Annotated in this window: 14 protein-coding genes; all 14 read left to right on the top strand. The window is 53.6% G+C overall.

The genetic code is table 11. The annotated features are described in order from the left end of the window. Window positions 1–303: 303 nt before the first annotated feature. A complete protein-coding gene (locus PLIM_RS16445) occupies window positions 304–942 on the top strand; it encodes a hypothetical protein (protein WP_041402010.1) in 639 nt (212 codons plus the stop codon). Window positions 943–1,064: 122 nt separating this feature from the next. After that, entirely contained in the window at window positions 1,065–2,090 is a 1,026-nt protein-coding gene (locus PLIM_RS16440; RefSeq protein WP_148227156.1) for a hypothetical protein, read from the top strand. Beyond that, window positions 2,087–3,067 (top strand): DUF1559 domain-containing protein, encoded by a 981-nt coding sequence (locus PLIM_RS16435; RefSeq protein WP_013111442.1) that lies wholly within the window; start codon window positions 2,087–2,089, stop codon window positions 3,065–3,067. The genes PLIM_RS16440 and PLIM_RS16435 overlap by 4 nt, the downstream gene beginning before the upstream one ends. Before the next feature lie 244 nt (window positions 3,068–3,311). Further along, the gene (locus tag PLIM_RS16430; RefSeq protein WP_013111441.1) at window positions 3,312–4,283 is read left to right on the top strand and encodes a hypothetical protein; all 972 of its coding nucleotides are present in this window, start codon (window positions 3,312–3,314) and stop codon (window positions 4,281–4,283) included. Beyond that, window positions 4,238–5,179, top strand: a complete 942-nt coding sequence (locus PLIM_RS16425) for a DUF1559 family PulG-like putative transporter (protein ID WP_081440293.1) — start codon at window positions 4,238–4,240, stop codon at window positions 5,177–5,179. The genes PLIM_RS16430 and PLIM_RS16425 overlap by 46 nt, the downstream gene beginning before the upstream one ends. Before the next feature lie 243 nt (window positions 5,180–5,422). Continuing rightward, a complete protein-coding gene (rpsB, locus tag PLIM_RS16420) occupies window positions 5,423–6,166 on the top strand; it encodes a 30S ribosomal protein S2 (protein ID WP_013111439.1) in 744 nt (247 codons plus the stop codon). Window positions 6,167–6,516: 350 nt separating this feature from the next. Next, entirely contained in the window at window positions 6,517–7,353 is an 837-nt protein-coding gene (tsf, locus tag PLIM_RS16410; protein WP_013111438.1) for a translation elongation factor Ts, read from the top strand. A 311-nt stretch (window positions 7,354–7,664) separates the two neighbouring features. Further along, a complete protein-coding gene (gene pyrH / locus PLIM_RS16405) occupies window positions 7,665–8,444 on the top strand; it encodes a UMP kinase (protein ID WP_013111437.1) in 780 nt (259 codons plus the stop codon). 196 nt (window positions 8,445–8,640) lie between these two features. Further along, the gene (trpB, locus tag PLIM_RS16400) at window positions 8,641–9,858 is read left to right on the top strand and encodes a tryptophan synthase subunit beta (RefSeq protein WP_013111436.1); all 1,218 of its coding nucleotides are present in this window, start codon (window positions 8,641–8,643) and stop codon (window positions 9,856–9,858) included. A gap of 101 nt (window positions 9,859–9,959) precedes the next feature. Next, complete coding sequence (gene trpA, locus PLIM_RS16395) at window positions 9,960–10,775, top strand: tryptophan synthase subunit alpha (RefSeq protein ID WP_013111435.1); 816 nt, start codon at window positions 9,960–9,962, stop codon at window positions 10,773–10,775. A gap of 96 nt (window positions 10,776–10,871) precedes the next feature. Further along, a complete protein-coding gene (locus PLIM_RS16390) occupies window positions 10,872–11,132 on the top strand; it encodes a hypothetical protein (RefSeq protein ID WP_013111434.1) in 261 nt (86 codons plus the stop codon). Between the two features lie 253 nt (window positions 11,133–11,385). Continuing rightward, window positions 11,386–13,182, top strand: coding sequence for an amidohydrolase family protein (locus PLIM_RS23755; RefSeq protein WP_013111433.1), 1,797 nt, complete (start codon window positions 11,386–11,388; stop codon window positions 13,180–13,182). A gap of 177 nt (window positions 13,183–13,359) precedes the next feature. After that, window positions 13,360–13,830: an RrF2 family transcriptional regulator gene (locus tag PLIM_RS16380; protein WP_013111432.1), complete on the top strand. Its 471-nt coding sequence runs from the start codon at window positions 13,360–13,362 to the stop codon at window positions 13,828–13,830. Between the two features lie 65 nt (window positions 13,831–13,895). Continuing rightward, entirely contained in the window at window positions 13,896–14,954 is a 1,059-nt protein-coding gene (locus tag PLIM_RS16375; protein ID WP_013111431.1) for a sulfate ABC transporter substrate-binding protein, read from the top strand. Window positions 14,955–14,961 lie beyond the last annotated feature (7 nt).

Genomic DNA, 14,961 nt, shown 5'->3' with positions numbered 1-14,961 from the left:
ATGTGCAGTGTCGTGCAGGCGACGATGTGGTGGCAAGCCGACGTTTGGACGAGCTTCTTCGGCGGTGGTCGAACGATGATCGCCCCGAATCTTTTCAAATGAAGATCGCATCAACCCAATCCCAGTTCAAGAATCAGCTTCCAACAGAAGTATTCAAGAGATATGTATCAACGGTGCGATCGGACGGAGGACACTGGATCCACGACTATCGCCCGCTGGATACGGAAGGGGCGATGGAGGCCATCGAGATTGTCAATCCCGACTACGCCGCCAAATTGCTGCGAATCCCAGGTGAAAAAGTGGGTGCTCAATTCTCTGGCACTTCGGCATCAGAAAGCTTACGACACGCTGATCGATGCACGGTGGGAATCGTTTCATTTTCCCACTCATGTCGGTCTTGGACTGAAGGAACGGTTTGAGGAGGGCGGCCTCCGTATAGACGATTATCACGAAGGGACTGCCGACGGCGTCCAACCGAAGATGTTTGAAGTCACCATTCCGCCTCGGTCCGGCACGCGTCAAGAGACTTCGCGGTATATTCCTCACATTGTCTGGGCCCGCGTTTTTTCCGGGAGAGGATTGGGGAATGCGATACAACGTCTCGACCAGACTTTTTTACTTGGCGACTCGCCCGGAGCGAAAACAAGGAATTCCACAGTCCGATACACCGACTGGGTCACTCACGGTGGATTCCACCTTCCCCGACGACAAGAAGGCTGGTACAGCGACACGTTCGAGCCCCAGGGAAAGCCGCACTGGAGCGCCGATTTTGATTACTCGGAATGGGACTCGCCGTTTCCGAAGGAACAGGCCTATCTGACCTATTACGGCCTTCCCGAACCGGAAGGTGTCTCCAAGGGATGGGGCTGGTGGTGGTTGCTACTTGCGGGAGGGCTGCTGGTAGTCGCGATGACGATTCTAATCCGCCGGAGGTCTTCATGATATCGCTCCGCAGACCATCCGAAGCACATGAAACGCGGAGTGATTGCGACACGTTATGTAAAATCACCTGCATGCGACTTTCCGATGGCGTCAGCACGCAGGATGATCCTCAGGATGTGGTTATGATCAAGTATCTTCTTGGCCTCTTGCTCCTATCGGCGATTTGCTCCGCAGTATCGACCTTCATGGGCTTTGCTCCCGCCTGCGAGGCGGCTGACCAGCAATCCAATCCTACTCATCAGCAATGGACGCCTGCTGAACTTCTGAACTGGTGGAAGATTCCGGGCTTGCCGGATAAGTTCCAGTATTCGTTGACACTATCAACCCGTGTAAACCCTGAGAATCCAGGTGATATGCAATTTGCTTCCACCATAAGCCATTTGAAGAAAGCGGCGAGCTATCACATTATGGAGGATCCTTTCCCTACAGGACCAAAAACAACTCTAACAAACTTGTTGATCCGCAACTCCCATTACGGGGCCTTATTGAGACGGGTGAACAATGATCGCTGGGTCTTGAAAAAGCTGGGACTGGGGTCGAATCTTCCACCCGACCTGAGTCGGGAACATGATTTCAACGAGTTGCCGCACTTAGGCCAAGCCGTCATCCTCCGCGACCGACTCGGCGAACCCGGTGTCCTGTTGAAGGAACTGCCGCGAGAAACATGGCGGGGTGAAGAGGTTCGGGTGCTCGAAGCAACCTTTCCCGATGTGCCTGAAGAGCGCAAAAAGGCGTTACTACCAGTCAACTATACTCCTAAAGCCAAATTCTATCTCTCCTCCAAGGTCGATGGAGCACCTGTCCGTATCGACTTCGATTTGAATTTCAGTTCTAATGGGAAGTCGTATCATCGTCCGATCGCCCATGCGTATAGCGAATGGAGTGAACTCGATGGTTTGAACATTCCCTTGAAGGCTGAGATTTGGCAGTTGTGGATTTCACCCCTCGACGGACCGCCGATGCAGACTCTCACGTTCGACCACTCGAACTGGGACGCTCCCTTCCCCGAAGAACAGACGTATTTAACGTATTACGGCTTGCCAGAACCGGAGGGTGTGTCCAAGGGATGGGGCTGGTGGTGGTTACTGGTTACGGGAGGACTGGCATGCTTCGCGGTTTGGGTCATCGCCGTTAGGCGGCACACATGAACGCAGAACTGCGCAGATCCGTGTCTTGCCGCTCGCTGTCAAGCGTTTTAGCGGACTTCATTTTCCAGCAAAGCAAAGCCGCAAAGAGCGGCTTCACATTGATCGAACTGCTTGTGGCGATGGGAGTCATTGGCCTCCTGGTCGCCATTACGATTCCCGCTGTTCAGTGGTCACGCCATGCCGCCAAACGTCTGGAATGTCAGAACAAGCTCAAGCAGATTGGTCTGGCACTCCACACGTTCGAAGCGTCACATAGCCAGTTGCCTGTGGGCAAGACCGGCTTAAAAACCAATCCCAAACAGCATTCCATGTCCTGGATGATTCCCATTCTGCCCCATCTCGAACAGGCCACTCTCTGGCATGAGTCTCAAGCCGCTTATCAAATGAAAGCCAGCCCCTACTCCAACCCGCCCCATTATCCGTTTGCCCAGGTCGTGCCGGCGTATGTCTGTCCACTCGACGAGCGAGCGTCAAAAATTCGCAGTGCCTCAACTCTTGACGGAGGTTTCGTCGCCCTGACGAGCTACCTGGGAGTCATGGGAAGAAACCACATGACCTCGGACGGTGTGCTGATCTTTGATCAAGTGATTCGGTTTTCTGATATGACCCGCGGCACGAGCCAGACGTTATGCGTGGGCGAGCGTCCGCCGAGTCCTGATCACAATTTTGGCTGGTGGTATACGGGAGTTGGTCAGGAGGGGAGTGGTTCAGCCGACATGCTGCTGGGAGTTGAAGAGCGAGTGGCCCAGACGCCGCACAACAAATTTATTACCGATGGTCATTGCCCGGACAAACCATATCCCTTTGCACCGGGCCGACTCGACGAGCTTTGCGATTCCCTCCACTTCTGGAGCCTGCATGCCGGCGGAGGAAATTTTCTATTCTGCGATGGCAGTGTGCGGTTCATGGCGTATGAATCCGCCGAAATCCTGCCGCTCCTCGCCTCCAGAAATGAAGGGGAGAATCGCGTGGAGTAAATCTTGATTATCATCAATAGCATCGCATCAAGCGATGCTTGCAGTTTCTACGTATTGCTGTTTTACATGGAATAACAATCTACCATCTATGAAAACCCATCCGAATACAAAGGCATCTGCGAAGGTTTGATTCAGCCTGCTGTCTCTCGCCAGACAATGGTTGTTCAGTTGCCCCGTATACGCTCAATAGAACGAGAATAAATTGTTGATTTACCCAACAAAAACGGCATGTATGATAACGGTTATGTTCTTCGCAGCTTTTTCAGCAGTACCTGCTGTAGTTTCAGCGCAGAGCAAGCCGCACGATCCTTTGCTTTCCGGTCTCCTGCAGAAATGGGCTTCGTATTCGGCAGGGGATCGCTATTCTGTAAATATCACGAGTCCGGAGATCGATCGTGAAACCGGCAAGGTTCTCGAAACAAAGCCCGGAAAAGTCTCTATTAAGAGAGACGGTCAGTATTTTTTTGTTGAGTCGGTTCTGCCAGGCAGCAGTGAAAATCATCATTATATGATGATTTCTAATCCTGGTTATCAGGCGCGACTGGAGCGTTACTCCAATGACCCCTGGGTGTTGAAATCGCTCGTCCTTTCTACAGACCGTGGAGGGTTGTCCCCTCTTGATGAGTCTGATCGACTGCAATGGAGAACTCTCAAATGGTTAGCTAATAAGTCGGATAAGCTTAGCCAGAACTTTTCTCGGGTTATTGATCAGGGAAGTGCAATAATTGAGGGTGCCGAGGTTAAGTTTATTGAATTTGAGTTGAAAACGTTGTCAAGGGAGGAGGTGCTCTCTCGCCGTATCTATAGTTCTGACAATCCTTCAAGGGTCAAAATCTACTACGCACCTCAGTACAACGATTTTCCTGTGCGCTATGAATCGTGCTATCAGGTGCATGAGCCGGATAAAAGCATTCCAGTGTGCAACGGAGTTCGATTTTCGGGATGGCAGACTGTGCAAGGTATGGCATTACCTTCTGTGGTTGAAGTGTTCTTAATTGATGACAAGGGGAATGCGAAGCCTGCGAGTCAGCGAGATGAATTTGACTATTCGCAGTGGGAAGTACCTTTGGATCGGAAAGAGGCCTATTTGACTTATTATGGATTACCCGAGCCTGAAGGAGTTCAAACAGGCTGGGGCTGGTGGTGGCTTGTTTGCGGAGGGGTATTGCTATGCGCTGCCGTCGCTTTGATCGCACGCCGTCGTGCGAGTGTTTAGCCGCCAGAGGCTTCACGATGATTGAATTGCTGGTGGCCATCGGGGTGATCGCAATCCTTCTAGCGATCACTTTGCCAGCAGTTCAGTGGGCAAGAATGGCAGCAGCCAGGCTGCAGTGCCAGAACCAGTTGAAACAGATCGGTGTGGCACTCCACACGTTCGAGGCGGCTCAGGGCTTTTTTCCCGCAGGAAAATCGGATTCTTCGACCGATCCGAAACACCTGGAAATGTCGTGGATGGTTCCCATTCTGCCTCATCTTGAGCAGACATTCCCATGGCAGGAATCTCAGCGTGCTTACCGGATCTATAACACACCGTACCTGAATCCACCCCATTATCCATTTGCGAAGACGATGGCCGCTTACGTCTGTCCGCTTGATGAAAGAGCCTCGCGCCCCCGAAACGCACCAACACTCAATGGAGCGCTGGTGGGGATGACCAGTTACCTGGGGGTCTCAGGTGTTGATTATCGAAGTTCAACCGGCGCACTTGTCTATGGCAAGCGCATTCGACTGGCGGAGATCACCGATGGCACAAGCCAGACCTTGTGTGTGGGGGAGCGTCCGCCGAGCCCTGATCACAATTTTGGCTGGTGGTATACCGGAGCAGGGCAGGAGGGGAGTGGCAGTGCCGATATGCTGCTGGGCGTAAGAGAGCGTGTGGCTCAGGTTCCTCACAATAAATTCGTATCCATCGGACAATGCGAAGATCGGCTCTACCCTTTCGCACCCGGCAAGTTGGACGAATATTGCGATGCCCTCCACTTCTGGAGCCTGCATGCCGGGGGAGGAAATTTTCTATTCTGCGACGGCAGTGTGCGGTTCATGGCATACGAATCCGCCGAAATCCTGCCGCTCCTGGCCACTTGGAATGAAGGGGAGGTTCACGGAGAATGATTTCTCGCAAAATATTTACGGAATATAAACTTACGTACACTTAATTATCCCGGCAGGTTTGACGGTCTTCTGGCGGCAGACTACCATCACCACATATCAATTCAGAACCGAAGGCTGTGCCTGTATGGCTTTTGGCGGTGACTGGGAGGCTCCCACGTCGGCCGGCGAGGAGAGTGGCAACGTTGCTGCACTCGTTTCTCAGTGATCGAGCCCTGCCTTAAACGGCAGTAGTTGGGTGATTTCATGAGCGATATTGTCGTCAAGGATTTTCTTGAAGCCGGGATTCATTACGGTCACCGTACCAGCCGCTGGAATCCCAAAATGCGGCCTTACATCTACGGCCGCCGCAATCTGATCCATATTATCGACATCAAGGAAACGGTTCGCGGTCTGTTGCGAGCCAAGCGATACCTGCAGAAAGTGGCTTCTCAGGGCAGCCTGATTCTGTTCTGCGGCACCAAAAAGCAGGCTTCGGATGCGATCCGTGAGTATGCCAATCAGGCCGGTATGCCATTCGTCGATTACCGCTGGCTGGGTGGTGTCTTTACGAACTTCCGCACGATTCGTGGTCGTATCAAGCGTCTGGAAGAGCTGGATCAGCTCTTTGAATCGGGCGAAATCGAGACTTATTCGAAGAAACGCCGTTCGACGTTGCTCCGCGAACGCACCAAGATGACACGCAACCTCGATGGTCTGCGGAACATGAACCGTCTGCCAGAGGCGATGGTCATTGTCGATCCTCGGAAAGAGCACAACGCGCTGCACGAGGCCAAGCTCGTGGGCATCAAGACGATCGCTCTGCTTGATACGGATTGCGATCCTGATCAGGTCGATCTGCCCATTCCCGGCAACGACGACAGCATCCGTTCGATTCAACTCGTCCTGCAGCACCTGACAGAATCCATTCTGGAAGGCAAGAGCGTTCTGCCACAGGAAAAGGTTGAGCCTATGGTCGAAGAGCAACTCAAGCCACGTCCATCGCTGTAAGCCGATTCAGGCGGAAATCCTGCGAGTGACGGTTGGGGTTTCGAGTGCAATTGGCTGATCAAAGACCCGCCAGTTTCGACTGGGAGTGGGAATGTGATTTGTGGACTTCTGGCGAAGAATTGGTTTCTTTGCCAGAAGTTACTTTTGCAAATGAACCCAAAGGCTCATATTTGAGTCTGGAATCCAGAATCGACCAGTTTTTGATTCTGATTTCAGAGCATTGAAACCCAAATCATTTGCGACCAGCTGGTGAGCTGGAGCGTGAGAAAATTCAAGAGGTCAGCCTCACAATCGAGTGACTGACTTCATTTAACGAGATTGATTCGGCTTGTCCCGACAGGAGAGAGAAGATGGCGGAAATTACTGCTGCCGCTGTAAAACAGTTACGCGAGATGACCGACCTGCCCATGATGGACTGCAAAAAGGCTTTGACTGAAGCCGGTGGCGATCAGGAAAAGGCGTTGGCTCTGCTCAAGGAGTGGGGCAAGAAGGTGATGGTCAAGCGGTCAGAAAATTCGACGCAGGAAGGTTTGATTGTTATCGAAATCAAGCCTGATGGCAGCGAAGCCGCCATGATTGAACTGCAGTGCGAATCGGCACCAGTGGCTGTTTCGGAAGACTTCAACTTTTTGGCCAACCAGTGCATCAAGCAATTGCTGAACGGGCCTGGTGCAGCGACTCCTGAAGAACTGCTGGCACAGGCAGCCCCTGATCGTCCTGGTCAATCGTTGAACGATCTGCTGGGCGAAGTCGTCAACAAGATTCGTGAGAAGATGGTGCTGGCCAAGATCGCACGAGTGACTGGCCCTGTGGGTGGTTACGTTCATCACGACAAGAAAAACGGCGTTTTGTTCCGGGCTGAAGGAGCCGGCAAGCCGTCTGAAGTTCTGCGTGATGTTGCCATGCACATTGCCGCACTGAAGCCCAAGGCCACACATCCGACCGAACTGCCACAGGAACTTGTGGCTGCTGAACGAGCCAAACTGACGGAAGAAGCTCTCAAGAGTGGCAAGCCGGCAGCCGTGGTCGAGAAGATTGTGGAAGGCCGCCTCAAGAATTTCTATGTCGAGCAGGGTGTGCTCGTCGAGCAGCCCTTTGCCAAGGATGACAGCAAGTCTGTCAGCCAGGCATTGGCGGAGCAGGGATTCAAGGCTGCCGGGTTTACTCGCTGGGTCATTGGTAATTAATTGACCCCCGTGGTGAACTCCACACCTGAGAATTGTTGAATTTGCAGCGGGGGGCATCCGGAATGGGTACCCTCCGCTGTTCCTTTTTTCATAACATGTTTTTGAAGTCGGGTGCATGAAGTCTTCGGCATGCACTCATATGATGTGATAAGACGCTTTCCATGAAATAATGGCGCTCTGTGTGCCATGCTTGCAGCTCTGGGCAAGCATGTTTTCGCAGCCAACAACGCGCCGTTGTTCCCTGAGAACCGTATAAGACATTGGCAGGCGGGAGCCTGCCCTAAATTCTGCTAACATCTACGGAAGCTAATATGCCCACATCGCTCAGCAGCACATCCAAGCCACCCATCCAGCGCGTGCTCCTGAAGCTGAGTGGTGAGAGTTTTTGTCAATCGGGCCAGTCAGGGCTCAGTGTTCCCGAGATTGTGCTGATTGCCGAGCAGATTAAGCGAGTTGTCGCTTCCGGTGTGCAACTGGCAGTCGTTTGTGGCGGAGGGAATATCCTGCGCGGCCGCGATCTCGATGGCTTCAAACAGACGATTTTACCAGCCACAGCACATTACATGGGTATGTTGGCGACAGTGATAAACGGGCTGGCACTGCTGGATACTCTGGAAAGTCTGGGTGTCCCTGCACGGTTGCAATCGGCCATTCGTATGGAAGGCGTGGCCGAGCCATTTATCCGGCGTCGCTGCATTCGCCATCTGGAAAAGGGCCGAGTCGTGATTCTCGCTGCTGGCACAGGGAGTCCCTTCGTGACGACGGATACGGCCGCCGCCCTGCGTTCGCGCGAGATTGATGCCACACTGCTGATCAAGGCCACCCGTGTTGATGGTGTTTATTCGTCCGATCCCCTCAAGAATCCGCATGCTGTCAAATACAGTGAGATTTCCTATCAGGATGTGCTGCGTCAGAATCTGGGGGTGATGGATGCTCAGGCGATTCATCACTGCATGGAGCAGAATATCCCGATTGTGGTACTCAACTATCAGAAATCCGGCACCATTGAGCGGGCCATTGCCGGTGAACGACTGGGAACTCGCGTTTCGACAGTTTCCGAATTGAATACTGGTAATCAGCCGGCGAGTTGATCAGACAGCGAGTTAATCAGACCTGAGTTGATCGCAGAACCAGCTCAATGAAGTCGTCAATCGCTAGCCTGGGTGAGTTTTGACGAAAGAGAACCCTGTTCCGGGTGGAAATCGTGCGAACGCACGGAATACTTCTAAGTACGATGAGACAACAGCGGGCGAAGAAATAGTTTTAGAGGAAGAAAGCGACGTCCACATGTCGGCAGCCATCACTCATCCGATCTCTCAGGTTCCCGATGCCCAGGGGCGTTTTGGGGAGTTCGGGAGACGATTTGTCCCTGAGACCTTGATGTACGCCCTGGAAGAACTGGCTCAGGCGTACGAGAGTGCGAAAAAAGACCCCGAGTTTGCTGCAACACTCGAAGGCTTACTCAAGCACTTTGTGGGCCGGCCTAACCCGCTCTACTTCGCAGAACGACTTACCCGCATGAGCGGTGGTGCGAAGATTTATTTCAAGCGGGAAGATCTCAACCATACGGGTGCCCATAAGATCAACAATGCTCTCGGGCAGGCTCTCCTGACGATGCGGATGGGCAAGACCCGCATCATTGCTGAAACAGGTGCCGGCCAGCACGGTGTCGCCACCGCCACCGCCTGCGCTCACTTCGGTATTCCCTGTACGGTCTTTATGGGCGAAGAAGATGTTCGCCGACAGAAGCTGAACGTCTTCATCATGCGAACGATGGGAGCCGAAGTTCGACCTGTGACATCGGGTTCGCGAACTTTACGCGATGCCATTAACGAAGCGATGCGTGACTGGATGTCTTCGGTCAAGAATACGCATTACATCATTGGTTCGGTGGTTGGGCCGCACCCCTTTCCGATGATCGTTCGCGATTTCCAATCGGTGATTGGCCGGGAAGCCCGTGCTCAATGCTTTGAGATGATCGGTGGATTGCCGACAGAGATCGTGGCCTGTGTGGGTGGCGGCTCGAATGCTGCCGGCATGTTTTATCCCTTTGTTGACGATGAATCGGTGCGAATTACTGGCGTTGAAGCGGGTGGCCGCAGCCCTAAGCCCGGCGATCATGCCAGTGCCCTCTCGTTTGGAAACAAAGGGATTCTGCATGGCAGCTACAGCTACGTTTTGCAGGATGAAGATGGCCAGACCTCCGATGTCCATTCGGTATCGGCCGGGCTCGATTATCCCGGTGTCGGCCCCGAACATGCCTACTGGAAAGATTCCGGCCGCGTGCAGTACACCAGTTGCAGCGATGACGAGGCTCTGGCGGCCATGCAACTGATGGCACGAACAGAGGGCATTCTTCCTGCACTCGAAACATCTCACGCCATCTCTTACACACTCAAGCGTGCCAGTGAAATGTCGCCGGATGAATCCATCGTCGTCTGCCTTTCGGGCCGTGGCGATAAAGACCTCAATGAAGTCGCACGGCTGACCGGCCAGCAGATTTAACAAAGCCGTTGCATGACAGAGAGCGGTTCTGGTTGGCCAGCCCTCGCTCTTCTTGCTGGCAAACATCACTGGCGAGAGAACCTCCTTCGAGAAGCTGTTTCATGTCCGAATCACCAATCACCAAAGCACTTTCCGCCCGGCGTCTTGCGGGAGAGATGTCATTTATTCCGTTTATTGCCGCTGGCGATCCCGATCTTCCCTCGACCATCCGGCTGATTCAGACACTCTCAACTGCCGGAGCCGATCTCATTGAAATCGGGTTCCCGTATAGCGACCCGATTGCCGACGGTCCGGTGATTCAATCGTCCTATACGCGAGCATTAGGGAAACATCTCAAGCTGGCCGATCTCTTCGCGACCATCGAGCAGGTCTCAAAAACGATTTCGACACCACTCGTGGGGATGGTGTCGTTTGCCATCATCTTCCGCACAGGGACACGTTCCTTTCTCGAAGCCGCAAAGAAGGCTGGCTTTGCCGGTCTGATTATTCCCGATCTCCCTGGGGATGAAGCCACAGAATTTGCGGCACTCACGAAAGAGTTCGGCATCGATCTGATTCAATTGGTCGCCCCCACGACACCCGCCGCCCGGATGGACAAGATCCTGGCCACAGCCTCAGGATTCATTTACTGTATTGCCGTGGCAGGAACGACGGGAGTCCGCGATGCCGCTGCCCACGAGATCGAGGCGGGACTTAAGCTCCTGCGTGAAAAGACGCAGCTTCCTTTGTGCGTGGGCTTTGGAGTCAGCCAGGCCGCCCAGATTGAAGCCCTTCGCGGGAAAGCCGACGGTGCGATTGTCGGTTCTGCCATTGTGAGGCATCTCGACGGTGCCGAGACTCCCGCAGGCTTTGAAAAGTCGCTGACCTCGATCCAACAGTTCGCCGAGCAACTCGCCGCCGCCGCTCATCACTCGTGAAGCGTGTTTATAAACTGCCTGCTGCTCTCTCTACCGATTCTGAAGTAGAAGTAGGGCAGGCTCCCGCCTGCCGCTGCCTTTGCGTTGAGATGAATCATGGAATACGCCGTGTATGCCGATTCGCCGCGCCGACTTTCGGTGCAAGAACAGGCAGGTCTTTCTGAGGCTCTCGAAGCGATTGTACCCAGCGGTGGATGCATCGGACCGCGAGGCAGTCAACAACAGGAGGAAGTGTATTTTACAGTTGATGCAGCTACCGAGGAGGAGGCAAAGCAGCAGGCCGGTCAATTTATGAATCGAATACTCCAGGAAGCAGGGCTGGAGATCGCGTTTGTACTTGAGATAAGTCAGAGGTAAATAAGGCCGCTCTTGATCGGGGAGACCGGTAAAGACTTCTTGTTCGATTCGCTGGCGTTTTGAATGTCCTTCATACTTCGTGGTAAGCTCGTATCTCCATAAGCAGCAAGCCATGCTTCGTCTGACGCTGGTACCTTCCAGACGAGCGTCGCGACCATGAGCAGGCGGAACACGGGTTTCGGGTTGGATCTTGACGGTCAAGTCGAGCAGTGGCGGGTCGCGGAGGGGGTGACGCGGTTGTTATGATGGCTGTATGACGCCACACGAAGCCATGAACCGCTGTCAGCAACTGATGTCGCACGCCTGGATGGTGCGTACATTTATCAAGCACTCGCCCGAGTGCGAAGACTTTCCAGAACTGATGGGGATTGTCCGCAGTGTGTTTGATCTGTCTCGGGCACTCGAAACACAGATTGAGAACCCGGAAAAATATCTGCTGATGCTCCGCCGCAAGCTGTCGAAGTTCAAGGCGAGTGTCAGACAGTTTCGAGAGGATGCGACCCGGATCAGTGATCATACGAACTTCAAGATGGCAGTGCAGTCGATTGAAGTCGTCACGAGTGACCTTGAGGCGATTCTGAAGGCATGTCCGGTCGGGCCTCAGGCACCGCCCCCAGTGCGTTTACCTGGACGTGTGGGTGAGTCACCAATTCGACCTGTGGCTGGGCCAATTCGACCTGAGACCGGGAAAGTGCCAGATCGTGTGGATGCAGAGCCTGCCAGCCTGGCGCCCCAGCCTCGACAAGAGCGGCAGGTCATCGATGTCGACTGGCTCTTTGAACCTGATGTGAGCACAGGGCGCCGAGATGCTACAGGTCGCTTTCGCATTCGTGATTGGAAGGTGGTCGAAGGGTGCCGGGTGATTGTCGAAGATGGTCTGGTGGTGGATGTGACCACGCAGCCGAAAGGGGCACCCAAAAACGGTCGAGCGATGTTGCCCCGGCTGGTGAATGCCCATACCCATCTGGAGTTTTCCTCTCTGGAAGAGCCATTTCCTGCCCAGAGAGAGTTTGCGGGCTGGATCCGCCAGGTGGTCGCCAGTCGGCAGCAGCAGAGCGTTCTGCCCGCTGAATCGATTCGGCGAGGAATCGAAGAATCGCGACAAGCTGGCGTGGGAGTCATTGGAGAGATTGCGACCAATGGCTGGCTGGAAGTTCTGGGAGAGACAAGGAGTGCATCGTGGAATGCCTCCGGAAACGCTGCGACTTCTCCGCAGCGAGTCACGAATGCCAGGGAACTGCAGTTTGTGCTGTTTGCCGAAGTGTTGGGATTTTCCCGAGAGAGGCAAGAGCAGACATTGGATCGAGCACGAAGACTGGCTGCGGGTTTGAGGGCAGCCGACGAAAAGGCGGTCAGGTTCGCTTTAAGTCCTCATGCGCCTTACACCGTCCCTTTGGATCTGCTGGAGCGGGTGGTGGATCTGAGCCGGTCGATGGGAGATGTCCCGGTAGCGATGCATCTGGCCGAAAGTCTGGAGGAGATTGAACTTCTGGAGCGCGGAACGGGCCCCCTGGCGACCATGCTGCAGGACTTCGGACTGTGGCAGGAGGGGCTGTTTGGCGGACAATCGATCGATGATTATCTCGATCGAATGCAGTCAGCCGCCTGTGGCTTGATCATTCATGGAAACTATCTCACGTCGGCCCAGATGGATCGGATCCAGAATCAGCCGCAATTGTCAGTCGTCTGGTGCCCTCGAACCCATGCGGCTTTTGGACATGCCCCGTATCCACTGCAGGAATTGATGAGTCGTGGCATCAATGTGGCTCTCGGAACCGATAGCAGAGCATCCAATCCAGATTTGAGCCTGTGGAAAGAGATCCAGTTCATCGGCAGTCGGTTCCCGGAGATGTCGAGTCTGCAATTGCTGGAACTTGCAACTGAGAATGGATTTACGGCTCTCGGATATGATCTGGAGACCTCTTCAGGAGGTCTTGTACCGGCTTCAAAGGGACAGCGTCCCGCATGGACTTGTATTCAGGCGGATCAACCTTCTCAATTGCATCCGCATGTACTGCACAAAACGCAGATCATCTCTTGGCAGGGATAGTTACTGGCGAATTGTCGGAGTCGCAATTTGAGAGACAGGGATCTCCCGTCAGGCCAAAACGTCACTGAACATTGACATTTTTGCCCTGGCAGCGATAAATTCCCACTGCATAGGTGATGATTCCTGTTGGTGGGCATGCCTTCGTTTCGAAGTGCGTGGTAGGGGAAGAGATACGCGATGAAGCTTTCGCGGAAATCTGATTATGCCTTACGGGCACTGGTCACGCTGGCGATCCGTCAGCGGGAAGGCGGGCCACCCACTCCTGTGCGAGAGCTGGCCAAGATCAATGATATTCCACGGCGGTTTCTTGAAATGATCATGCTCGAGCTGAAAGCGGCTGGCTGGGTGACGAGTGTGGCTGGCCGGATTGGCGGGTTTCATCTGGCAGTTCCGCCTGAGCAATTGTCGATGGGGCAGGTGGTGCGTTTATTTGATGGCACTCTGGCACCTTTGCCGTGCGTTTCAGTCACACACCACGAGGTTTGTTCACAGGAAACATCCTGTCGATTTCGTCGTGTGCTCCTGGATATTCGCAATTACACCGCCCGGCGGATGGATCAGGCCACACTCCAGGCGGTCGTCGATTCACAACCCGTGATGAGAGAAGAGATCTTTGCAGTCGGGTTTTCTGGTGGGGATGGAATCTGAGGTTTTCGTTCCATTTCCGGAATGAACGACATACGAACTGCGATCAACAAGAGGCCATAGAAGAGATGACAATCCACTCGTTCAAGACAGGCTCTGAGAAGAGTTTCCGCTGGTTGGCAGCGCTGTTGACGTTGACCGCCATTGGCATGAGCCTGGCCACTTCCGGGTGCACGAAAAAATCCTCGAACAGCCAGGAACTCCTGCACGTTTCGTATGACGTCACTCGCGAAATCTGCACTGCGGTGAATGAAAAATTCATCAAGCGTTATGAAGCCGAATCGGGCAAAAAGCTGACGATTAAACAATCGCACGGTGGATCTTCGAGCCAGGCACGATCTGTGATGGATGGTTTGAAGGCAGATGTGGTTTCACTGGCATTGTGGATCGACATTAACGCCATCGCAAAATCGGGATTGATTGAACCCGGCTGGGAAAATCGATTGCCCAACGAGTCGATTCCTTACTTTTCGACAGTCGTGTTTGTCGTGCGAAAAGGGAACCCCAAGAACATCAAGGATTGGCCCGATCTTGTTCGTGAAGGAGTGGAAGTGATTACTCCCAATCCCAAGTCTTCGGGCAATGGCAAACTGAGTTTCCTCGCTGCCTGGGGAAGTGTGACCACACGCGGCGGGAGTGAAGAAGAGGCGATGAAGTACCTGACCGATTTGTATCGGCATGTCCCTGTGCTGGAATCGGGTGGTCGTGGTGCGACGACAACATTTCTGAATAAGCGAATCGGCGATGTGCAATTAGCGTGGGAAAACGAGGGCTATCTGGCGGTCAAAGAGAGTAAAGGGGAGGTCGAAATTGTCTATCCTCCGGTGAGTATTCGAGCTGAACCGGTGGCGGCAGTAGTGACATCCAACGCTAAAAGGAAAGGAACTACAGAGACGGCTGAAGCCTATCTGAAGTTCTACTTTGAACCTGAAGTGCAGAAACTGATTGCCGAGAACTACTTCCGGCCCATCGATCCTCAAATTGCTGAAGAGTTCAAAGAGAAGTTCCCTCCACTGACCATGTTTCGCGTGACGGATATTTCGAAGGGCTGGGATGACGCACAAACGAGGTTCTTTAGTGAAGGGGCCTTATTTGATCAGATCTCGAAACTGGCAGCCAAACGATAGATCAGAT

It is taken from the genome of Planctopirus limnophila DSM 3776 (genome assembly GCF_000092105.1).
GTDB classification, from domain to species: domain Bacteria; phylum Planctomycetota; class Planctomycetia; order Planctomycetales; family Planctomycetaceae; genus Planctopirus; species Planctopirus limnophila.
This window is presented reverse-complemented; position numbering and strand designations above follow the sequence as displayed.